Annotated in this window: 17 protein-coding genes, 6 tRNA genes, 1 rRNA gene and 2 pseudogenes; 24 read left to right on the top strand and 2 right to left on the bottom strand. The window is 39.4% G+C overall.

Translation table 11 applies throughout. The features are described from left to right. The first annotated feature begins 13 nt into the window (after positions 1-13). From rrf to tpx, 4 genes are all read left to right on the top strand, one after another. Positions 14-130 (top strand): 5S ribosomal RNA (gene rrf / locus CBG10_RS02290). Between the two features lie 5 nt (positions 131-135). Continuing rightward, positions 136-208: transfer RNA gene (locus CBG10_RS02285), tRNA-Asn, on the top strand. A 407-nt stretch (positions 209-615) separates the two neighbouring features. Continuing rightward, positions 616-688, top strand: a tRNA-Thr gene (locus CBG10_RS02280). Between the two features lie 261 nt (positions 689-949). Beyond that, complete coding sequence (tpx, locus tag CBG10_RS02275; RefSeq protein ID WP_094502235.1) at positions 950-1,450, top strand: thiol peroxidase; 501 nt, start codon at positions 950-952, stop codon at positions 1,448-1,450. 289 nt (positions 1,451-1,739) lie between these two features. Here tpx and CBG10_RS02260 read toward each other — a convergent pair. Further along, positions 1,740-2,077 (bottom strand): annotated as a pseudogene (locus tag CBG10_RS02260) (winged helix-turn-helix transcriptional regulator). A gap of 103 nt (positions 2,078-2,180) precedes the next feature. On the opposite strand from CBG10_RS02260, the gene CBG10_RS02255 reads away from it, so the two are divergent. The 20 genes and pseudogenes from CBG10_RS02255 (at position 2,181) to CBG10_RS02160 (ending at position 21,555) form a co-directional block, all read left to right on the top strand. Beyond that, positions 2,181-2,552, top strand: coding sequence for a phenylpyruvate tautomerase MIF-related protein (locus CBG10_RS02255; protein ID WP_094511500.1), 372 nt, complete (start codon positions 2,181-2,183; stop codon positions 2,550-2,552). Between the two features lie 115 nt (positions 2,553-2,667). Next, positions 2,668-3,660 (top strand): annotated as a pseudogene (locus CBG10_RS02250) (NADH-dependent flavin oxidoreductase); the annotation flags it as partial. Positions 3,661-3,921: 261 nt separating this feature from the next. Next, positions 3,922-3,994 (top strand) — tRNA-Asn (locus CBG10_RS02245). Positions 3,995-4,195: 201 nt separating this feature from the next. Further along, on the top strand, positions 4,196-4,894 hold the full coding sequence (locus CBG10_RS02240; protein WP_179225357.1) for a lipocalin/fatty acid-binding family protein: 699 nt from the start codon (positions 4,196-4,198) through the stop codon (positions 4,892-4,894). Between the two features lie 212 nt (positions 4,895-5,106). Further along, complete coding sequence (locus tag CBG10_RS02235) at positions 5,107-6,606, top strand: peptide MFS transporter (RefSeq protein ID WP_003667295.1); 1,500 nt, start codon at positions 5,107-5,109, stop codon at positions 6,604-6,606. Positions 6,607-6,663: 57 nt separating this feature from the next. Continuing rightward, positions 6,664-7,494, top strand: coding sequence for a metallophosphoesterase (locus CBG10_RS02230; protein WP_094508977.1), 831 nt, complete (start codon positions 6,664-6,666; stop codon positions 7,492-7,494). 100 nt (positions 7,495-7,594) lie between these two features. Further along, a tRNA-Tyr gene (locus tag CBG10_RS02225) sits at positions 7,595-7,677 on the top strand. Positions 7,678-7,687: 10 nt separating this feature from the next. Beyond that, positions 7,688-7,759: transfer RNA gene (locus CBG10_RS02220), tRNA-Gln, on the top strand. A 91-nt stretch (positions 7,760-7,850) separates the two neighbouring features. Next, positions 7,851-8,495, top strand: a complete 645-nt coding sequence (locus tag CBG10_RS02215; RefSeq protein WP_094511498.1) for a hypothetical protein — start codon at positions 7,851-7,853, stop codon at positions 8,493-8,495. Positions 8,496-8,612: 117 nt separating this feature from the next. After that, entirely contained in the window at positions 8,613-10,013 is a 1,401-nt protein-coding gene (locus tag CBG10_RS02210; protein ID WP_094508973.1) for an MFS transporter, read from the top strand. 90 nt (positions 10,014-10,103) lie between these two features. After that, positions 10,104-11,753: an aspartate-alanine antiporter-like transporter gene (locus CBG10_RS02205; RefSeq protein ID WP_094511496.1), complete on the top strand. Its 1,650-nt coding sequence runs from the start codon at positions 10,104-10,106 to the stop codon at positions 11,751-11,753. 32 nt (positions 11,754-11,785) lie between these two features. Beyond that, positions 11,786-12,505, top strand: a complete 720-nt coding sequence (locus CBG10_RS02200) for an aspartate/glutamate racemase family protein (protein ID WP_003666260.1) — start codon at positions 11,786-11,788, stop codon at positions 12,503-12,505. Between the two features lie 155 nt (positions 12,506-12,660). Further along, positions 12,661-13,362 carry a GntR family transcriptional regulator gene (locus CBG10_RS02195; protein WP_003666262.1) on the top strand — a complete coding sequence of 234 codons (702 nt, stop codon included), beginning with the start codon at positions 12,661-12,663 and terminating at the stop codon, positions 13,360-13,362. 61 nt (positions 13,363-13,423) lie between these two features. After that, a complete protein-coding gene (locus CBG10_RS02190) occupies positions 13,424-14,890 on the top strand; it encodes a nicotinate phosphoribosyltransferase (protein WP_094502111.1) in 1,467 nt (488 codons plus the stop codon). A 12-nt stretch (positions 14,891-14,902) separates the two neighbouring features. After that, positions 14,903-15,730 carry an ammonia-dependent NAD(+) synthetase gene (gene nadE / locus CBG10_RS02185; protein WP_003666264.1) on the top strand — a complete coding sequence of 276 codons (828 nt, stop codon included), beginning with the start codon at positions 14,903-14,905 and terminating at the stop codon, positions 15,728-15,730. Between the two features lie 71 nt (positions 15,731-15,801). After that, positions 15,802-17,979, top strand: coding sequence for a Tex family protein (locus CBG10_RS02180; RefSeq protein WP_094502109.1), 2,178 nt, complete (start codon positions 15,802-15,804; stop codon positions 17,977-17,979). Further along, on the top strand, positions 17,972-18,424 hold the full coding sequence (locus CBG10_RS02175) for a SprT family protein (protein WP_094502107.1): 453 nt from the start codon (positions 17,972-17,974) through the stop codon (positions 18,422-18,424). The genes CBG10_RS02180 and CBG10_RS02175 overlap by 8 nt, the downstream gene beginning before the upstream one ends. A gap of 57 nt (positions 18,425-18,481) precedes the next feature. Continuing rightward, positions 18,482-18,567: transfer RNA gene (locus CBG10_RS02170), tRNA-Leu, on the top strand. A gap of 158 nt (positions 18,568-18,725) precedes the next feature. Further along, positions 18,726-20,612 carry a glycoside hydrolase family 2 TIM barrel-domain containing protein gene (locus CBG10_RS02165; protein WP_094502105.1) on the top strand — a complete coding sequence of 629 codons (1,887 nt, stop codon included), beginning with the start codon at positions 18,726-18,728 and terminating at the stop codon, positions 20,610-20,612. After that, on the top strand, positions 20,596-21,555 hold the full coding sequence (locus CBG10_RS02160) for a beta-galactosidase small subunit (protein WP_094502103.1): 960 nt from the start codon (positions 20,596-20,598) through the stop codon (positions 21,553-21,555). The genes CBG10_RS02165 and CBG10_RS02160 overlap by 17 nt, the downstream gene beginning before the upstream one ends. A 93-nt stretch (positions 21,556-21,648) precedes the next feature. Here CBG10_RS02160 and CBG10_RS02155 read toward each other — a convergent pair whose 3' ends face one another. After that, complete coding sequence (locus tag CBG10_RS02155) at positions 21,649-23,418, bottom strand: 6-pyruvoyl-tetrahydropterin synthase-related protein (RefSeq protein ID WP_094502101.1); 1,770 nt, start codon at positions 23,416-23,418, stop codon at positions 21,649-21,651. Positions 23,419-23,511 lie beyond the last annotated feature (93 nt).

Below are 23,511 nucleotides of genomic sequence, written 5' to 3'. Positions count from 1 at the left end.
AAGGGACAAAGAGTGTGGTGATGATGGCTTGAAGGATACACCTGTTCCCATGCCGAACACAGAAGTTAAGCTTCAACACGCCGAAAGTAGTTGGGGGATCGCTCCCTGCGAGGATAGGACGTTGCCACGCATTATTCCGGCATAGCTCAGTTGGTAGAGCACCTGACTGTTAATCAGGTTGTCGTCAGTTCGAGTCTGACTGCCGGAGTTATTAGCTAAGAAGTATCAGTTCAAGTAACTGATACTTCTTTTTTTCATTGCTTAATATTCTGAACATAATTATCAGACCGAAGTTAACCTTGCAAACAGTGGCAAGAGGCTAGACATGGTTGCATTAACTTTTATATACTAAAAAATAGTTAATGTTATCTTAGTGAATAGTAGCTGTTCGTGCTTGGGAGATTATTAATAGATAATGATGAAAGGAAGGGCTAATACAATGATAGTGGCGTTCTTTTTTGGAATGGGAATTGGTTTATTATTGGTTTATTATAGGAATTATTGTTGATGCTTTAATTCTATGGTTCCAGTTTAATTAGAAGAATGTAGTTTAATTTAAATTAGGTATTTTCACTAACTAATTAGCATGATATAATAGTACACGTTGATTGATTTGCCGACATAGCTCAGCTGGTAGAGCATCTCCCTCGTAAAGAGAAGGTCGGAGGTTCGACTCCTCTTGTCGGCATAATTAAACTTTACTAGAGATTAATAACCTTTGATATAATGGCATTTTTCCATAAATATCAAAGGTTGTTTTTATTTATTATGCAATTAATGACGGAGACGGGATTAGATTAAGTAAATAAAAATTAAGTTAGTGGTTAAAATGCTTACCGCCACCACTAATTACTATTTTAAGCGTGAGGGAAGAAGTCTATTAATAATGATTTTTAGTTATATTTTGTTATACTAAACATAACTTGATTTCAAAAAGGAGTGTAGCTAAATGGAAATCACAATCAACGGTGAAAAGCATCAATTAGTTGGTAATCCGCCAGCAATAGGCGACGAATTTCCTCACTTTAAGGTTTTTGATAAGGATAACAATAAGATTAAAATGAAAGAGCTACTTGGTAAAGTTACCTTATTAAGTGTGGTTCCTGATATTAATACACCGGTATGCAGCATCCAGACTAAGCATTTTAATTCAACAATGGACGAGTTTGACGAGGTTAACTTTTTAACTATTTCGACTAATACCATTGTTGATCAACAAAAATGGTGTGCTGCTGAAGGCGTTAAGAAAATGCAACTAGTTTCTGATGCAGAGGAATCGTTTGGTTATGAATCAAAGTTATTGATTCCAGATGAAGGAATTTTAGCGCGGTCTGTTTGGATTCTTGATAAAGAGGGTAAAGTTGTTTATCGAGAAATTGTTGATGAATTGGTTAATGAGCCGAAATATGACCAGGCAATTGCAGCATTAAAAGAGCTATTAAAAAAGTAAAAGACTAAAAAACGGGACTTCATTACATGGCACTATATCCCGTCAAGCATACAGGTTAAATAGATAAAATTAGTTTATGCGGCTTGATTGCGGGATTGTTCCGCGGTTAAGCCGTTTCTGCTTGTATAAGCGCGTTTAGTATTAAAGTATTCAATGGCTTCTCTGCCGAGTATTTTGATTTTCTTCCCATAGAAAAAGCCCTCCGAGTATAAGATGAATTTTCTATTTCATCTGTATACTCAGAGGGCATTATAACCAAGAGAGAGGGGTAGTGGAGTCTCGTTTTACATTAATTCCGTTGAGTTTCTTCCATAAGATTCTTTCCCCATTCAAAGAGGTCGCCCATTGTGTAAATTAGGTCTTTCGCGGAACCGTTCCTTTTGATATACGTTTGAGTAAGCCGTCCTCTTCTAATTCACGGAGACTCTTTGTTAACATGGTGTTTGTAATTGAACCGATACTACGCTTTAGCTCGTTGTAATGTTGACCATCATTGAGCATCAGGTACCACATTACTGGAATTTTCCACTTTGAGCCGATGATTTTCATTGAGTACAGAATAGGACATTGTTTGGGCATGTTTTCGTGAAAATATTTTATTTTTTTATCAAATTCGTTTTGATTCATATTAATCATTCCAAATAAATTTAAAGGAAGAAAAATATGCGTACTTATTCTTCTCTTCTCACCAAGATACAATTACTTTTGAACTTAGTCAAGAGGTAAAGGAGTGAATGAAACGCCCTTTATCATGTCACGGGTAAATATTAAGATTTCTAAGAATAAGGAACTAATGCTAAAGAAAAGACTAGGGTTAGCAATTGCTAATGTTCCCGGAAAGAGTGAAAAGGTTTTGATGGTCGGTTTTCAAGACAATTATCCACTTTATTTAAGAGGAAATGGCAATGAACCTTTAGCTTATATTGAAGTAAGTATTTTTGGTACTGAAAGTCATACCGGTTACGAAGGGCTAAATACTGACATTACTAAAGCGTTTTATGACATTTTAGGTATCCAGCCTGATTACCTATATATTAAATATGATGACATTAGTAGTTGGGGTGTTCAGGGAGAATATATTGATCGGCGAGATTATCTCTAGTAGGATACTAAATTTTTTTCGTCATCAAGGAAAAAATGTATATACATTAAAAAAGAAATCTATAAAATAAAGGAGTTTCAAATTATGAAAAAAGTATGAACCATTATTTCAACCATATACATTAAATAACGGTGTAGAGATTAAAAATCGTTTAGTTGTTGCTCCATTGACTGTTTATGATGCAGGGCCTGATGGAGAATTAACTCCTGCTTCAAGGAAGTTTTGGCATGACCGCTTTAATGGCTTTGGAATGTGGATAATTCCATTTACAAATGTTCACCCGAGTGGAATTGGTTTTGAATCACCAAATGCCTTTAGTGAAGACCATCTTGAAAACTTAAAAGAATATGCACGAATCTCACATGAACAAGGAGCAAAAGCGGTTATTCAATTAGCTCATGCAGGTGTTCACGCTGATAAGTCAATGACTCGTGGTAACGGTGTGTGGGGGCCAAGTGAGTTATCATATTTTGGTGCTCGTGAGATGACTGATGCGGAAGTTCATTAAATTGTTCATTCATTTGCTTATGCGACTGAACTAGCAATTCGTGCCGGACTTGATGGTGTTGAAATTCACGGGGCAAATGGCTGGTTGATTCAACAATTTGTTTCGGCAACCTATAATCATCGAACGGATCATTGGGGAGGAACAATGGAAAAACGTTTCAACTTCCCACTGGCAATAATTGATGCAGTTGATAAAGTACGGAAAAAGTATACTCGTCCTGACTTTATTGTTGGTTACCGTTTCTCACCAGAAGAACTTGGGGCGGATGGTTTAACAATGAAGGAGACCCTTGCACTTGTCGATCGATTAGTTGAAAAGCCACTACAATATATTCATATCTCTTTGTGGAACTTCTACAAAAAGGTACGGCGTGGAGGTGATCAGAATGTTACTCGGATGGAGGCAGTTCACAACCGAATCAATGGTCGGGTACCATTTATTGGCGTCGGTGACCTCTTTGCTGAAGAAAATGGGTTGAAGGCCTTTAAGACTGGTTGGGCTGATTTTCTAACTGTCGGTGGTTCGGTTGAACTAAATCCCCACCTTGTCCAAATGATTAAGGATGGTAAGGAAGATGAGGTTCAAAGTGAATTTGACTAGAATAAGATGGACTCTTACCGCTTTACACCAGCAATGCTTTATGGAACTTTAGCTGGTAATGCAATGTTTCCAAGGGTTAAGCAACGATAGAAGGGGTTGAAGATAATGACAAAGCTAACAATTACGACAGTTACTGACCCGATGATGGGGATACTAGTAATTTTCGGTCTCAAGTAATTAATAATTTTGGTAAATAAAATTTAAAATAATTGTTTGCAATGACTTGTCGACATGATATAATATTTTATGTTGATGAGTTATTCCGGCATAGCTCAGTTGGTAGAGCACCTGACTGTTAATCAGGTTGTCGTCAGTTCGAGTCTGACTGCCGGAGTCGATTGAGATGTTAGCTGTTTGGCTAACATCTTTTTTGTGCCTTTTAAATACCTTTTTAATAATCTAAATTGCATATCTCCAGTTTTTAACGATAGATTATTAATTTTTATATCAAAAAAATTGTGGAAGTTTTAACATGAGAATATACTAAAACTGTAACTAGTTTCAGATGTAGTTTAGGAGAATGGAGGTATTTATAATGCGATTTAGTAAAGTGATCCTTGTTGCAACAAGCATAATTGCAATTGGGTTATGTACAAGTGGCTGTAGTAGTTCTAGCACGAGTTCCAACAGTAGCAAGAGCAGTGCCCAAGTCTCATCAGCAAAAAAAGAGGAGTCACATATTGTGGGTTCGTATCGTGATGATGCCGATGGAGCTGCTATTACCCTTAATTCAGATGGAACTGGGACATATGTAATGGCAAATCCGACGCAGGCTGATATTCGAGACCAGTTAACCTGGAAGAAGGAAAAGAATAATTACATTATTAACTTAAATGATAGTAATTATGATACGCCGATTGATGCACGGCTAAATGAAGATAATTTAAGCCTTGTAGGTAACGATGAGTGGCCTAATCAGTCATTTAAGCGAGTTCATGGTGACTTTGACGTTGATAATTTCTTAAAAGAACAGCATGCGAAAACCAATAGTTCTACAACTAAGGATACACATTCTAAGGAATCATCTACTCATGCACGAGCAGCACTTAAGAAATGGGCGAGTGACCACCACAAAGACACCAGCAAGATTGATAATTTGAAGGCCACGACTGACCTATCTGAGCCAGATGAAGGTTGGGCTTTTGTTGATGATAATGGAACTGAGTATGCCATTGTTCGGAACGGGAAAGTTTACCCACGGCCGGTTATTGATGGGGATACGTCATCTAATTAATAATCTTAGCGACAAACTTAATAAAATAAACAATTATAGCTCATACATGCGTTTGCGTTCTCATCAAAAACTTATTTTTCAATTGACGATGTTTTGAAACACGTTTATAATAGTACTATTCTGAATCTTATTGTTAAAGTTTTTTAATGTTTAGAATACGTATTCAATTAACATTGTGCTAATTGAAAAGTGAAATTATTTGGAGGAATTGTATGAGTAAACAAAAGAATTTGGATACCTCCTTCTTTGGACAACCGCGTGGATTGTCGACATTGTTCTTCACTGAAATGTGGGAACGGTTTAGTTACTACGGAATGCGGGCTATCCTTCTATTCTATATGTACTACGCTGTTACCAAGGGTGGTTTGGGCATGGATCAAGCTACCGCAGCATCAATTATGTCAATTTATGGTTCATTAGTTTACCTGGCCAGTGTTGTCGGGGGATGGTTATCTGACCGTGTATGGGGATCGCGGCGAACGGTCTTCATCGGTGGTGTCCTTATTATGTTTGGACATATCGCCTTGTCGTTACCATTTGGTGTGTCAGCACTTTATGTATCAATCGCTTTGATTGTTATTGGTACCGGGTTATTAAAGCCAAATGTTTCAGAAATGGTTGGGGGCTTGTATAGCCCTGAAGACCGTCGTCGAGACTCTGGTTTTAGTATGTTTGTCTTCGGGATTAACTTGGGGGCCGCTGTTGCTCCTTGGGCTGTTCCTTGGGCTGCTAATGGTTTTGGCTTAAACCTTTTCCATGGTGAAATGAACTTCCACGCTGGTTTCTCACTAGCTGCTATCGGAATGTTCTTTGGGTTAGTACAATATGTAGTTGACGGTCGGAAGTATCTTTCAAAAGATAGCTTGTATCCTGATGATCCGATCGATAAGGAAAGTTTACGTCCAGTAATTATTTGGTCAATTGTTGGTGTTGTTGCATTAGTGATCATTCTTGGATTGCTTGCGGCAATGGGTCAATTAAACATCAATAATATCATTACGATCATTACGGTTATTGCTATTGCTTTACCAATCTACTACTTTGTAATGATGTTAAATTCCAAGAAAGTTACAAAAGATGAAAAGTCACGGGTTGTTGCTTATATTCCACTTTTCATTGCTGCTGCTATCTTCTGGGCAATTGAAGAATCAGGTTCAGTTGTTTTAGCCCTCTTTGCTGAACAACGGACTGTTTTACACATTGGTGGCTGGCATTTTGCTGCTGCTAACTTCCAGACATTGAACCCATTATTCATTATGATCCTAACACCATTCTTCGTTGCACTTTGGGATCACTGGAAAAAACAACCAAGTGCTCCTGGTAAGTTTGCTGCTGGGTTAGTAATTGCAGGTCTTTCATATGTTTGGATGGCACTTCCAGCTATGATTCACGGAACAACTGCCGGACGGGTTAGCCCATTCTGGTTAGTTGGTTCATGGTTCATTGTTGAAATCGCCGAAATGTTGATTTCACCAATTGGTCTTTCAGTAACTACTAAACTTGCACCAAAGGCATTTAAGTCTCAAATGATGAGTATGTGGTTCTTGGCTGATGCTGCTGGACAAGCGGTTAACGCCCAAGTTGTTAAGTACTACTCATCAGCTACAGAAGTTCCATACTTCTTAATTATCGGGGCAGTAAGTATCGTCTTCGGATTGATCCTTTGCTTATTTGTTAAGAAGATTCATGGCTTGATGGATGGTGTAGATTAAAAATTATATATTAAGAGATCAAGAATAATTCTTGGTCTCTTTTTTTCGAGGTGAATTATGAAAATCGCAGTAAGTAGTGACCTTCATTTGGATTTAAATCATGCTGATGTTGCAGAAATTATTACTCAACAGGCGCATTATTTAACTAGTCATGGAATTGACCATTACTTTTTTGTGGGGGATGCCTTTAATGATTTCGAGCAAACCAGCGCATATTTTGCGGAACTACAATCGCAATTGCCTACCACAAAGGTTCATTATCTAGCCGGTAACCACGATATGTTAAAAGGGGTCACTTATGAACAATTAGAAAATTTAGATGATGATCTATATTTTCATAATCGATTTATCGATATTCCCCAAACAAACCGGCGAATTATCGGTAACAATGGTTGGTATGATTATTCGTTTTCAACGTATGAAAATAATGTAGAAGAGGTCGCAAAATGGAAGCGGGCATATTGGGTAGATCGTCCAATTGTACAGTCAATGAATGATCCAGAACGAATGGCGATTGTTTTACACCAAGTTGAAGAAGACCTAGAACAAGCTCATAATCAACAAAAACAGGTTATTTTTATGACTCACTTTGCACCGATTAGGGAAGCTCTCCTGCATCCACTTATTGAGTCAGTACGGCGACAACGGATGTGGGAGATGACAACTGCAATGTTGGGCAGTGAATACTTAGGAGCGTTACTCGCTAGATTTCCAGAAGTAAAAACAGTTTTTTATGGGCACCTTCATTATGTCCAGCCATTAATTACCGTTGGAAATATTGAATACCGCAATCAAGCAGTTGGCGTAAGACGCAAAAATAGTGAGGACTGGAAGGGAAAAAGCCTATTAGATCAATGGATTAGCCACCTTTATACTAAAAAAATCTAGTTTTTTCAAAAAAATAAGAAAAAACACTTGCAATGAGGTTGGAAATTAGGTATTATAATAAACGTTGATTGATACGAAATATTTAATCAAGCAACTTCTTGGAGGAGTAGCGAAGTCTGGTTAAACGCGACGGTCTGTAAAACCGTTCCTTCGGGTTCGGCGGTTCGAATCCACCCTCCTCCATCTTTATTATTGGGCTATAGCCAAGCGGTAAGGCAACGGTTTTTGGTACCGTCATGCGCTGGTTCGAATCCAGCTAGCCCAACTGTTATTGAAAGGCTAAGAAAAACGTCTGTTTTTCTTAGCCTTTTCTAGTTCAAAAATTTTTAAGTTATATAAAAAAGGAATGACAGCTAATGCCTAAACAAGGTCATTTTGCAAAAAGCATGCGAACTAAACAACTAAATGATTTTAAGGTGAAACGCAATGCGACTGGTGCGACCATTGATGATGAACAGTTAACAGATTTCCTAGTGGTTCGCTTTGCTTTAACAGCTAAGAAGAGGGTTCAGTCTGAGACTCGAGAAACTGTTCAACGGTTCTTGATTGAAATTTGTGATTCTTTACAAGAAAATGATGGGGATTTACAGGCGATCATTCCAAATTTACTAGCGAGTCTTAATGCCCGGGTACCTTGGCAATTCTATCCAGAAATTTTAGGAGAATGGGATTTGCTTCAAAAGTTTTTACAAAAAGAACTTCCTGCAGTCCCGTTAGAAAAACGTCTACGAATTAAGCACCCAGTCACAACCCAGGAAATGGAGACGTTAATTGCAAAATTATTGGCAAAAAAGATTACTGCAATTACGTTTATTAATCAGCCAGGAGTTGATCAAAATAAGAAAGATCAGATGGTGACAATGATGCTAACGACGATTTATCGTGATCAGAGGATTGAATGGGAAAAAGTGCGGTTGTTACTGGCGCCATTTAAGTTTGAAATTGCCCCTGAACTAGACGAAGAAACGAAAGACTGGTTAAAGAAATTAGGAGAAAAATAATAACGTTGACTTTCGTTCTGCTTCCTTGGTAGAATTAAATCGTTATTGCAGAGCTGTGGTGGAGTTTTTATCACCGTGGCTCTTTTTATTTTGATTTAAAGGAGGAAGCAGAAAGCAATGGCAGAAAAAAACTATTCACGTATTTATCTCGCAATTGGTTCCCTTGCATTACTAACGTTTATCGGAATTTTGAATGAAACATCGATGAACGTCACATATCCAGAATTATCTGCTCAGTTTAATGTATCGCTCGATGTTATTCAGTGGATTACAACTGGTTATTTATTGATGGTAACAATTACAATGGGGACTACTGCCTATCTATTACGTCAGTATCAAGCACGTTGGTTGCACTTATTTGCAGTATCATTTTTCATTATTGGTGACTTGATGTGTGCTTTGACTGGTAATTTTCCTATTTTGTTAACGGGGAGATTGATTCAAGCAATTGCAACTGGGTTAGCAACGCCAATTATGTTCCATTTAATTTTTACGGAGATTCCGCGTGAAAGAATTGGCATGATGACCGGAATGGCTGCAATGGTTATTTCGTTTGCGCCAGCGTTGGGACCAACATATGGTGGGATCGTTTCAGAAATGCTATCATGGCGGATGATTTTTTGGATTTTACTACCAATTGTTTTGATTAGTCTTGTGTGTGGTCAGCTTTTTATTCGTAATAAACCGCTTGGAAATGATAAAGCATTTAGTTATGAAAGCTTAATTACACTGGCAATTGCCCTTATTAGTATAATTAGTGCAGTTTCTTCAATTGGGAAACAAGGATTTGGCAAGCAGTTTTGGCTTTTATTATTGGTAGCAATTGTTTTCTTTAGCGCCTTTATCTATATCAATAATCACGGTAAATCAGAATTGTTTGACTTAAAGGTGTTTAAGGCTGTCCCATTGCGGCTATCAACTGTCACTTATTTTAATTTACAGTTTATTAATATTGGGATTTCGCTTGTTATTCCGATTTACGTTCAATATGTTTTGCACTCTTCGGCAATTGTTGCGGGTCTTATTTTATTTCCCGGGTCATTAATCGGTGCTTTTATCTCGCCATTTGCCGGAACTTTGGCTGATCGTTATGGCTTTGCTACGCCAGTTATTTCCGGGGGAATTCTGTTAGTTATTGGAACAAGCTGCTTTGGTATTTTCCAACGTCACTTAACACCACTACTAATAATGCTCTTCTTTGTTGTTTTACGAATTGGTTTTAATTTTGCTTTTTCTAATACAATTTCCAATGCTTCAATGTTGGTTCAACCACAAAATGCCCCCGATGTAAACTCAATTTTTAATATGGTCCAACAATTTGCCGGCTCACTGGGGACTAGTCTGCTTGCTTCCACAATTGCGTTATTCCAAATGGGCAACAGTGGCTCACTGATGGGACGTACCTATGCCGGGGGACAATTTGACTTTATCTTATTAGGTATTTTGGCAATCATTACTTTATTAACAATGGTTACTAACTATCGCATGCAACAAAAGAAGGAAAGTATTTCTCAATAAGTGGTTGAATTAGCCTGACAAGAATGTAATAATGTGGCTTAATTAATACAAGTTATTACAGGTTTTTAAAGAAAGTGACTATAAGTTAAAATGATACATTCTATCGTTCACTTTATGGTGAGCAATCAGGTTTTTACGCTGTTTATTTGTCTTGCAATTGGCTTTTTGATTGGAAACTATAAAATTGCGGGTAAATTTAATATTGGAGCAACGGTGGGAACGTTAATTGTGACCTTAATCGTGGGGCAAGTTGGGAGTTTTCCCCGGGATGAAATGTTGGGAACGATTTTCTTTGGCGCCTTCATGTTCTCTGTTGGTTATCGGATCGGGCCTCAGTTATTAGTTAGTTTGAAACTATTTGGGATTCGAATTTTAATCGCTAGTATTTTCTGGATGGTTGTTGCGTTCTTAGTTGGGTGGAGTCTTTTTTCTGCCTTTAAGATTGGACCAGGGATCGCTGCCGGAGTTATTTCAGGAGCCCTCACCCAGTCAGCTACCGTTGCCAGTTCGTTGCAAACGATTGGCTCATTGCCAGTAAGTCAAAGTGTTAGGGCAACTTATGAGGCGCAGCTCCCGGTTGCTTATGCTTTAACATACGTTTTTGGAACATTAGGGGTAATTATCTTTTTACGTGACCTAGCTCCTAAAATTTTGGGGATTTCGATTGCTGAACAGGGTCCTAAAATGGCTGAACATTATCACTTTCATGCTAAAAACCCTAACCCAACGTGGCGACGAACATATCGCATTGCAGATGATTCACCGCTTGTCGGTAAAACGCTTGAGGAATTTAATCGGCTGTCTAATTACCGGATTATTGGGTTAGCTGCTTTTCATGATGGCAAAATGACTGACCACCTTGAATATCAATTGCAGGTTGGCGACTTGCTAACTGTTATTGGTTACGCCGTTCATTTCGATCGGTTAATGCGAGTACCAGGATTGACAGAAGTATTGACCCCAACCAATGCGCCGCGTGAACGAGCTTTTGTTCTGGGAAAAAACTTTAAACCGGGTGAATTAGCCCTTCTACGGCAACACGGGGTTTTTGTGAACATTCAAGACCCAATCAGTGGAAACCAACAATTGATTAACCAGTTGCAGCCAGGGAATGTGATTTCATTGACTGGGAATACATCGCGAACCAAAGCAATCTTAAAAAAGATGGGACGCTGGAAAGCTGCAGATACAGCGATGAATTATTCTTTATTCTCTTTAGGAATCGGTTGTGCTTCCCTTTTAGGAATTATCGGGCTAAAATTAAATAGTATTCCGTTGCAACTGGGGAATGGAACAGCGGCTTTGATCATGGGACTAATCCTAAGTTCATGGATTGAGCGTCACCGTGACCGTAAATCAATCCCTGTAACGGTAACTAGCTTTCTTCAGAGTTTTGGACTAACGCTTTTTGTGGGGACAGTTGGTTTACAATCAGCTCAAGCATTTACAAGTGCAATTAAATCGTTAGGTATCGGGGTCTTATTTATTGGGGCGATGATTTCAATAATGCCACATTTGCTAACGCTGTTCTTTGGACGCTATGTATTGAAGATGGAACCTCTTGCTTTAATTGGAGCGATGACTGGTTCGGGAACGATCGCAGCGGCAATGAATGAGATTTCGCAAAAAGCAGGTCCAGAAGGTGGCGCATATTATGCGGCTGCCTTTACTCCGGCGTTTGTAGTTGGTAATATTGGAATTACATTACTAGGGCCGATTTTTGTGGCGCTACTATCATAATTTATCGCTTAGAAAGGGCGTGCAAAATTATAATGCAACAATTTTTTACAATTTTAGGTGGAATGGGAACGCTGGCAACAGAGAGTTATGTACGTCTGTTAGATAAGAGAACGCCAATTCATCGTGATCAAGATTACTTAAACTATTTAGTTGTTAACCATGCAACCGTTCCTGATCGTACTACATGGATTCTTGATCATAGTCAACCAGATCCTAATGAAGCCCTGATTGAAGATATTAAACAGCAAAGCCTTTTGAATCCTGCATTCTTTGTCTTAATTTGTAATACAGCTCATTACTCTTTTGATAAGTTACAGGCAGCAACGGAAATTCCAATTCTCAACATGTTGCAAGAAACAGTTAATGAGATAAAGAAGATTAAGCCGGATACAAAGCGAGTTGGTCTATTAGCCACTAAGGGAACTTTGGCAGCTAACTTATACGATCCTTATATTGAGAAGGCTGGGTATGAACTTATCAAGCCTACTCCTGAGATTGCCGAGATGACAGAAGACCTGATTTACCATGATATTAAAGAGGCTGGTCATTCTGATGGCAACAAGTATCATGAGCTAGTACGGAAAATGATTGAAGAACAAGGAGCAGATGTAGTCGTTTTAGGTTGTACTGAATTATCTTTTGCGGAAGAGATGGACCCTGAAACTACATACCCTGTTGCCGATTCGCAATCAATTATTGTTGATCGCTCCCTTGAACGAGCATTGAAATTACGACAAAATAATAAAAATTAAAAATTAGAGACTAGGGGAAGGTAATAATTCCAACGGTCTCTAATTTTTATTAATTTTTTGCCGATATTTTAAGAAATTGGTCTAGATTTTTGGGAATGGTGTAAAATATACACATGCGCAATATTTAGCAAACAATGGCGTAAGGAGGAAAGAAAATGAGTTCACCTGTTTATATTCAAATTCACAATCAGTTAAGACAAAACATTGAAGATGGTGAGTGGAAAGTTGGCGATAAAATTCCCGCTGAACGCGAACTCGCTAATGATTTTGGCGTCAGTCGAATGACTTTGCGGCAAGCAATTCAAGCATTAGTTGATGAAGGAATTCTTGAGCGAAGAGTTGGCTCTGGAACTTTTGTCGCTAATCGCAAAGTCCAAGAAAAGATGTCAGGAATAACGAGCTTTACTGAATTAATGCATGCGACAGGGAAGAAAGCTGCTAGTAAGACGATTTCTTACCACTTGACAATCCCTTCGCAAACAGAGGTTGAAAAATTAAAGTTAGCCCCAGATGAACAGGTTTTACGAATGGAACGGGTTCGTTATGGAAATGATGTGCCAATTTGTTATGAAATTGCAACTGTTCCTGCTAACCTCGTTCAAAAATTTAGTAAGGAAGAAATTACCACGTCTTTTTATCGGACACTAGAAAAAAAGGCGAACCTTTATCCTGGTCATGCAACCCAGCATATTTCAGCAACGAAGGCGACAGAAAAGATTGCTAATTACTTGCAGATTAAGCGTGGGGATGCTCTCTTGCGAATGACCCAACTATCTTACTTGCAAGATGGTCGTCCTTTTGAATATGTCCACACTCAATATGTTGGATCACGGTTTGAATTTGTCTTTGAAAAGTAATCAAGACGAATCCATGTTACAATACTGATTAACGATATTACTTTTGAGAGGAATTATACTAATGAAATTTGATTATCCGGATGATAGCCTTACCCTTCATACTGATGCATATGAATTGAGCATGATGCAGACCTACTGGAAAAAAGGAATGGGTAACCGCCGTGCTGTCTTTGAGGCCTTCTTCCGTAAAATGCCATTTAATAATGGGTACGCTGTTTTTGCCGGGTTAGATCACATTATTCGCTATGTAAAGCAATTACATTTTACTGATAGCGACATTGAATATTTAAAGTCTACGAATCAATTTGATGATGACTTTCTAGAATATTTACGTAACTTTAAATTTACGGGATCAATCAGCAGCTTTGAAGAAGGAGATCTGGTATTTAACCATGAGCCTATTATTCAGGTTGATGCGCCGATTATTGAAGGCCAATTGATTGAAACGGCAATTTTAAATATTCTTAATTATCAGATTATGATTGCGACAAAGGCTTCACGGATTAAGTCGATTGTCGGTAACCAAACTGTAATGGAATTTGGCTCACGTCGGGCACAGGAATTGGATGCAGCTTTGTGGGGAACGCGAGCAGCATATATTGGTGGCTTTGATGCTACAAGTAACGTCCGTGCAGGTAAATTATTTGGTATCCCGATTTCTGGAACTCATGCCCATGCTCTTGTGCAGGTATACATGAATGATTATGACGCATTTAAAGCATATGCAGAAACTCATCATGATTGTGTCTTTCTTGTGGATACTTTTGATACCTTAAAGAGTGGGGTTCCAAATGCAATTAAGGTTGCTAAGGAATTTGGCGATAAAATTAACTTTATTGGTGTCCGTATTGACAGTGGTGACATGGCCTACCTATCTAAAAAAGTACGCAAAATGCTGGATGAGGCTGGTTTTCCAGACGCAAAAATCATCGCATCTAATGGCTTAGATGAAAAGACAATTCAAAACTTGCAAATGCAAGGGGCGAAGATCGATACATGGGGCATCGGTACTAAGCTGATTACTGCCTATGACCAACCAACTTTAGGGGCCGTATACAAATTAGTCGCTATTGAAGATGAAGATGGCCAACTTGTTGATACGATTAAGATCTCAAATAATGTTGGTAAAATGTCAACTCCCGGCAAAAAACAAGTATGGCGGATTAACGATCGTGCAGACCGCAAGAGTGAAGGGGATTATATTACCTTAGTTGATGAGGATCCGCGTAATGAAAAATCACTCAATATGTTCAATCCTAACTTCCCGCTCCAACAAAAGGATGTGGAGGATTTTACTGCGCGGCCAATGCTAAAGCCAATCTGGCAAGACGGTAAGTATGTTTATAATGAACCAACCTTAGAGGAGAGCCGTCAACACCGTTTTGATAGTTTAAATGCTTTATGGGATGAATATAAACGAGATTTAAACCCAGAAGTATATCCGGTCGATTTATCACAGAAATGCTATGATAATAAACTTAAATTAATTCACCAAGTTCATGAATATGTTAAATCATTGAATAAGTAGAGGTAATCTGTAGTGCGAAAGTATCAAGAAGAAATAATTAATGCATTAGGCGTTAACTCACAAATTGATCCCCAAACAGAAGTAACTAACCGTGTTCAGTTCATTTGTGATTTTCTCCAAACCACTAAGATGAAGACCCTGGTATTAGGAATTTCTGGCGGCCAAGATTCAAGTTTAGCGGGACGACTTTCACAATTGGCCGTCGAAAAGCTGCGGGAAGAGACTGGCGACAATGAATACCAATTTATTGCAGTCCGACTTCCATATGGTGAGCAGGCTGATGAATCGGACGCAATGTTTGCAATTAATGACTTTATTAAACCTGATAAAATAATGCGGGTTAATATTAAGGCGGCTACTGATGCGATGGTGGCATCCTTAAATGAAGCAGGCACGCCAATTAGCGATTTTAATAAGGGAAACATTAAAGCCCGGGAACGAATGATTGTCCAATATGCGATTGGCGGAGAAAACAAAGGAGCTGTAGTGGGAACAGATCACGCCGCTGAAGCAGTAACTGGGTTTTATACTAAGTTTGGGGATGGTGGTGCAGATATTACGCCACTTTCTGGATTGGATAAGCGACAAGGAAAAGCCTTATTACAGTTCTTAGGAGCACCGGCAAAGCTTTATGATAAAACACCAACTGCCGACTTGGAAGAAGACAAACCAATGCGTCCAGATGAAGAAGCGCTTGGTGTTCGTTATGATGAAATCGATGACTATTTAGAAGGTCGTGAAGTTTCGCCAGCAGTTGCTGAAAAAATTGAAGGCTGGTATCGTCGAACTCAACATAAGCGTCACTTACCGATTGCTCCATACGATACTTGGTGGAAGTAAATTGATAATAAAATGGGAGGCTGGGCATCAACTCAGTCTCTTTACTAGTTTAAGAAGGAGTTTAACAGAGAATGGAAGAAGAAACACTTCAACTTGTTAGCAAACAATTACCGGATATTCGTCCTCAACAAATTAAAGCAGCCCTCGGATTAATGGATGAAGGAAATACGATTCCTTTCATTGCCCGTTACCGTAAAGAAATGACGGGCACGCTTGATGAAGTTCAATTGCAAGCTATCAGGGATGAGTATCACCGGGTAACGACATTGCGGGAACGTCAAGCAACAGTTATCAATAAAATTAAAGAGCTCGGTAAGTTAACCCCGGCGCTCGAAAAGCAAATTAACGGTGCGACTGAATTGCAAGAAGTAGAAGACCTTTATTTGCCATATAAGCAAAAGCGGCAGACAAAGGCCCAACAAGCTCGTGAACATGGCTTAGCACCATTAGCAAATTGGCTATTATCTTATCCTGATGACGATTTAAGTGCGAAGGCGCAAGAGTTTATTAACGATGATGTTCCTGATGCTGAGAGTGCATTAACAGGGGCACATGAAATTTTGGCTGAAGCAATTAGTGAAATGGCCACGGTACGAAGCTGGTTGCGAAATTATACTGCCCAACATGGTCAATTAGAGACAAGTGTAAAACGTGGTGGGGAAGAAAAAGATGAGCTGGGGACTTATAAGCAGTATTATGAGTTCACTAGTCCGGTTCAAAAATTAAATTCCTATCAAATCTTAGCCTTTAATCGTGGAGAAAAAGAAGGGATTATTAACGTCAAAATCACCTTAGATGAAGAACCAGTGATGAATTACCTTCGTTTCCGTTTGATTAAAACTAGCAAGAAAAATGATGCGACTGCCTTTATTGAGGAAGCTTACAAGGATGCTTATAAGCGTTTCTTGGGTCCAGCAATTGAACGGGAACTGCGGCGACAATTAACAGAAGGTGCTGATGAACAGGCGATTAAAGTCTTTGGTGAAAATCTGTATCATTTATTGATGCAAGCACCAATTAAAGGAAAAGTTGTGTTAGGCTTTGACCCTGCTTACCGAACTGGCTGTAAGTTGGCAGTTCTTGATGAAAATGGGAAATTTTTAACTAAAGCAGTTATTTATCCCCACAAGCCGGCGCCAGAAAAGCAACGTGCGACAGCAGAAAGTGAGTTTATTGATTTACTAGAAAAGTACCACGTTGAAATGATTGCAATTGGGAACGGGACAGCTAGCCGGGAATCAGAACAGTTTGTTGCGGAAGCACTTAAAAAGATCAAACGGCCAATCTATTATGTCATCGTAAATGAAGCCGGTGCCTCTGTTTACTCTGCAAGTAAAGAAGCACGTGATGAATTCCCTGATCTGCATGTTGAACAACGAAGCGCAATCAGTATTGGTCGTCGTTTGCAAGATCCCCTTGCGGAATTAGTCAAGATTGATCCTCAAGCGGTTGGAGTAGGCCAATACCAGCATGATTTGCCGAAGAAAGAATTGAACGGAGAACTGGAAACAATTGTTGAACGGGCGGTAAACCGGGTTGGCGTTAACCTCAATACAGCTAGTTACCAATTATTGACGCGGATTTCGGGGCTTAATAAAACGATTGCTAAGAATATTGTTACCTACCGTGATGAAAACGGGCGGTATACTAACCGGACACAGCTAAAGAAGGTTCCACGATTAGGACCAAAAGCTTATCAACAATCAGTTGGGTTCTTACGGATTATTGGTGGCGAAAATCCATTAGATAATACTGATGTCCACCCAGAAAGTTACCAGGTGGCGGAAAAGATTATTCAAGCGGCAGGGATTAATGTCGATGAGTTGGGAACGCCAAGTGCTGATGATAAGTTAAAGAAAATTGATGTTAAGCAGTTTACGGATGATCAAGTCGGGACTGAAACGGTTACTGATATTATTTCTTCCTTGCAAAAGCCTGGCCGTGACCTTCGTGATTCAATGCCTGCTCCGTTATTGCGTCATGATGTAATGACGATTGAAGACCTTAAACCGGGGATGAAACTTCAAGGAACTGTCCGGAACGTTGTCGACTTTGGGGCCTTTGTTGATATTGGTGTCAAACATGATGGGTTAGTTCACGTTTCAAAGATGAGTAAGCAATTCATTCGTGATCCGCGGGCAATGGTAGCCGTTGGTGATATTGTGAACGTATGGATCGATGATGTTGACTTGAAGCGTCAGCGCATTCAATTAACGATGCTTGAACCGGAGACAGTCACAAATGACTAATGCGGAATTACAACAATTGACTGAACAGTGGTCAAAAGAATACTTTGGGCGGGAATTTACGCACAAGGTATTTTTTAATAAGCGGTTAAAAACAACCGGTGGACGTTATCATTTAAGTGACCATCATATTGATATCAACCCGTTAATGTATACTGAATTTGATCTTCATAATCTGCGCCAAGTAGTTCTTCATGAATTGTGTCATTATCATTTACATCTGTTAGGAATGGATTATCACCATCGCAGTAGGGAATTTAAAGCTCTATTGACACAGGTTGGTGGATCAAGATATGCGCCACCAACTAGTAAAAGAAAGGTAAATTCTAAGAAAAAATGGCATTATATATGTACCGGTTGTGGTGTTGAAATCGCGCGACAACGGCGTTTCAATACCCAACGATACATTTGTCGACGATGTGGTCACAAATTTCTTTTAAAAAATTAAAAAAAGTTGTTGCCAACGAATAGGTATCTTGCTATAATAATATTCGTTGGTTGATATGCGGCCGTGGCGGAACTGGCAGACGCGTAAGATTAAGGATCTTATGGTCGATTATGACCGTGGAGGTTCAAGTCCTCTCGGCCGCACTACTTAAAAGGCACTGAGTAATATTTACTCAGTGCCTTTTTTGTTTAAAATTTCTGTTTAATAAAATTTACGTAAATTTTACCTCTCCTCTTGCTATCCCATCAATGAAAGCGCTATACTTTAGGTGTTGTAGATAGTAACGAGGAGGGATTTATCAATGGATGCAGATATCAAATGGCTTGATGATCCAGAAACATTCCGGATCAATCAATTACCTGCGCATAGTGACCATTATTATTACGGTAACTATGATGAATGGCGTCATAATAATAGTCGTTTTGCGCAAAACTTGGATGGTCAATGGCAATTTAACTTTGCTGAAAACCCGCGTGAACGCGAAAATGGCTTTTATAAGGTAGATTATGATAGTAGTAGTTTTGGAACAATCGAAGTCCCTAGTGAGATTGAACTAAATAATTATGCCCAAAATAATTACATTAACACTTTGATTCCGTGGGAAGGAAAGATATACCGTCGTCCTGCGTATGCCCTTAGTCCTGATGATGCGCAAGAAGGATCGTTTAGCGATGGGGATGACAATACTGTTGGCGAATACTTAAAACATTTTGACCTTGATCCTTCCTTACGGGGAAAGCAGGTTCGCATCCGGTTTGACGGTGTCGAGCGTGCCATGTATGTTTGGCTTAATGGTCACTTTATTGGTTACGCTGAAGATAGTTTTACTCCTTCTGAATTTGACCTGACTCCTTACATTCAAGATAAAGGTAATGTTTTGGCTGTGGAAGTTTTCAAGCATAGTACCGCCTCGTGGATTGAGGACCAAGATATGTTCCGCTTTTCTGGTATCTTCCGGAGTGTAAACCTATTAGCCCAACCACTTGTTCACGTTGAAGACCTTAATATTCGACCAATTGTTACTGATAATTATCAGGACGGTATTTTTAATGTTGACTTACAACTTCACGGTGAAAAGACTGGGAACGTTAATGTACGGGTTATCGACAATGATGGTAATACGCTCGTCAATGAAACACATCCTGTTGACTCCACGGTAAAAGTTCAGGATCAATTTTTAGAAAATATTCACTTATGGGATAACCATAATCCTTACCTCTATCAATTGTTGATTGAAATTCGTGATGACGAAGGTAATTTGGTCGAACTCGTTCCATACCGTTTTGGTTTTCGGCGAATTGAAATTAATAAAGATCATGTTGTCTTATTGAATGGTCAACGGCTGATCATAAATGGTGTTAACCGGCACGAATGGGATACTAAACGGGGCCGTGCGATCACGATGGATGATATGACGAGTGATATTCACACCTTTAAGGAAAATAATATTAATGCCGTTCGGACGTGTCACTATCCAGATCAGATTCCGTGGTATTACCTTTGTGATGATAACGGAATTTACATGATGGCCGAAAATAATCTGGAATCTCATGCTACCTGGCAAAAGATGGGGGCAATTGAACCATCATATAACGTCCCTGGTTCAGTTCCTCAATGGCGTGACGTAGTAGTAGATCGGGCACGAACTAACTATGAAACATTTAAGAACCACCCGTCGATTTTATTCTGGTCGTTAGGTAATGAATCATATGCTGGCGATAATATTGTCAAAATGAATGAATTCTATAAGAAGCATGATGACAGTCGGCTTGTTCACTATGAGGGTGTTTGTCATACTCCTGAATACCGTGATCGGGTCTCAGACGTTGAAAGCTGGATGTACTTACCACCTAAAGAAGTTGAGGAGTACTTGAAGAACAATCCAGACAAGCCATTTATGGAATGTGAGTACATGCATGACATGGGAAATTCTGATGGCGGAATGGGTTCGTACATTTCCTTACTTGACAAATACCCACAATACTTTGGCGGCTTCATTTGGGACTTTATTGACCAAGCCCTCCTTGTTAAGGATCCGGTAAGTGGGCAAGAAGTGATGCGCTATGGTGGTGATTTCGATGATCGTCACTCAGATTACGAATTCTCGGGAGATGGCTTGATGTTTGCTGATCGGACACCGAAGCCAGCAATGCAGGAGGTAAGATACTACTATGGCTTACACAAATAAATTACGCGTGATATATGGTGATGCGACATTAGGACTTAGTGGTGACAGTTTTCATTATATTTTTAGCTATGAGCGTGGTGGATTAGAATCGCTTAAACTAAACGGTAAAGAATGGCTATATCGTGAACCAATGCCGACATTTTGGCGGGCAACCACTGACAATGATCGAGGAAGCGGCTTTAATATTCGTTCGGCTCAGTGGTTAGCAGCGGATACTTTCCATAAGTGTGTTGGGATTGACCTGACAGTTGATAACCAGCACTTTGCTGAATTACCTATTGCGCCGATAACCAATGAATTTAGTGATCCGGTATCTGCTGAGAACGTCAAGATTAAGTATACTTTTGAGACGCTAACAGTTCCGGCCACGCAAGTCACTGTAACTTATGAGGTTAACGGACAAGGTGAGATTAAAGTGACAATGCACTATTACGGTCATGAAGACTTACCTGGTCTACCAGTAGTAGGAATGCGTTTTATCATGCCAACAGTTGCTACTGGCTTTGACTATCAAGGATTGTCCGGTGAAACTTATCCCGACCGGATGGCAGGAGCGACTGAGGGCACCTTCCATGTTGATGGTTTACCAGTTACTAAGTATCTCGTTCCCCAAGAAAATGGAATGCACATGGATACCCATGCATTAACAATTACCCGCGATTCCACCCAAAATAATGCTGATCATTCTCGTGAATCGTTTAGCTTAACTGTTAAGCAGGATGCGCAACCATTTGCCTTTAGTTGTTTACCATATACAGCGGAGGAATTGGAAAATGCAACACACATCGAAGAGCTCCCACTTGCACGACGAACTGTTCTCGTTGTTGCAGGGGCGGTTCGAGGAGTCGGGGGAATTGATAGCTGGGGTGCAGATGTTGAAGAACAGTATCATATTCTTGCCGACCGTGATGTTGAGTTTTCATTTGTATTGAATGCAAAATAAGAGGTTGGATTGTATTCTATGCCGCTATGTTCGTAAAAAATTAAAACAAAGCCTCTAACGTTCGTTTTACCGAGCGATAGAGGCTTTGTTGTGTTAATTAATTTGTCCAGCGGTAACCCCTTGGAAGTATTTCTTAATATGGGTACAGAAATAATAAAGACCATAAATTGCAAGCATGCTAAGGCCAACTAATGAGATTACTAGTAAGGCGGTGAACCACCGTGCTTGCTTAAAGTAGAGGGTAACAGTATTTTTCCCTTTACGCTGTTGAATGTAAGGAGCACCAACTGAAGATCGCTGATAGTGGCGAAGTAGATGACCATTAACCGTTAATTGTGATTCATGATACGTAATAATTGGCAACCGAACTTTTCCTGCTTTTCCTGCTTCCCATGATAATTGCAATCCTCCATGCGGCAAGACAGTATGAGTATATTTATGGGCTTCATTAATGATTTGCCCTTCGTAAGCGTAAGAACGAACATATTTTTGATTCATATACTTCTTAGGAATTGGCAAATAGTCAGGACTTCTCTTCTCAACCATTGTTAACAATTGACCAGGATAGAGATCATGGACGGAATGTCGCAGGGCGGTCTTATTTTCACTTACGCGGGTAATCGCGCTAAAACTATTAAGAACAATTTCTGAGTCATAGCGGGCTGCTCGTTTATAAACATCAATTGTTGTAGGAGTAAAGACCAGAAAAACCATTAGTAAGAGGATGCCGTTGATTAATTGATTTCGCAAGTCAATCTCTTGCGCTTTTTTATCAAGGGTTGTCGCACTGATCCCAACTCCTGCAAGCAAAAGAGGAAAGGCAATAATTGTCAACCGGTTAGGAAACTGCAAAGTGTGTCCAAGTGCGGGGATCACATCTTGGAAAAGGGACCAAGGAGTAAGGGAAGAACTAAGCAGGAGGACCAAAGAACCAAGTAACGTCAGGACTGTATTAGTAAGCGATTTTTTGAAGGTAAATAATACGTAGATGAGTTGAAGGATAAAGAGAATCCACATTGCGTAGATTAGATAATCGCGCGTACTGCTAAACATTGAAGGCAATAGCACATTATCGGCGAGACTGAAATCGGCAGGATTGGCAATATTATTATGGAGGTTAAGCATTAATAAGGCTCCCCAGACATTGGCCGTTAAAATAACCGTTCCGCCGACTGCCTTTAGCGTTTCGATCCACATTTGCTTACGATTAGTCGTTATAATTAACCCAATAATAAAAAACGGTGTTAGGGTAATCACGAAAAATAAAGAACTTAGCATGTGGATCTGAATGATGATCGTCATCAGGGTCATCAATTGTAGCCAGTTAACTGGTCGTTGGTGGTCCTGGATCATGCGTACTCCACAAATTACCATATAAGGAGCCAGAGCAGCTCCCCATGCATTCATATTCTGTGCTAATTCCCATCGTGGAAGCCACCCAATGTTCATATAGATTAGGGCACAGATAATTGCAAATGTCCGTTTACTATGAACACGGATACCAAGTCGATACATGCCGATTCCACCTAATAGATAGACGATAAAGGTAGTGACGATCTGATATTGATACCAAGTTCCTACTACGCCAAGAATAGCCCCATTTAAATATGCAAAGAGGGGGCCATAAACGGCATTGATGATGCGACCACTTTGTTGAAAACTATAATTACTTTGAAAATAGCTAAAATTAAGCTGTTGAATTTGCTTAGCTGCATCGTAAAAACGGTTAAAGTGAAAAATGGAGTCCGTCCCTAAAATAACTCCATGTGATACAAACTGGGGGAACATGATTAAATAGGCCATTGCGGCGATGGCACAATATGGTAGCCCCCAATTAATTAGATTAGCAATTTTAGATTTCATAAAATTGAGAATTAAACCAAATCAGTTTAATTTCTCCTTTCCTCAAATACTTACCTTAATAATTATACGGCAGAAAAGTCGACTGTAAAATAA

The organism is Limosilactobacillus reuteri, from assembly GCF_002254085.1.
GTDB classification, from domain to species: Bacteria; Bacillota; Bacilli; order Lactobacillales; family Lactobacillaceae; genus Limosilactobacillus; species Limosilactobacillus reuteri_K.
Note: the sequence above shows the minus strand (reverse complement) of the source record. Positions and strands in the feature narration are given on the sequence as shown.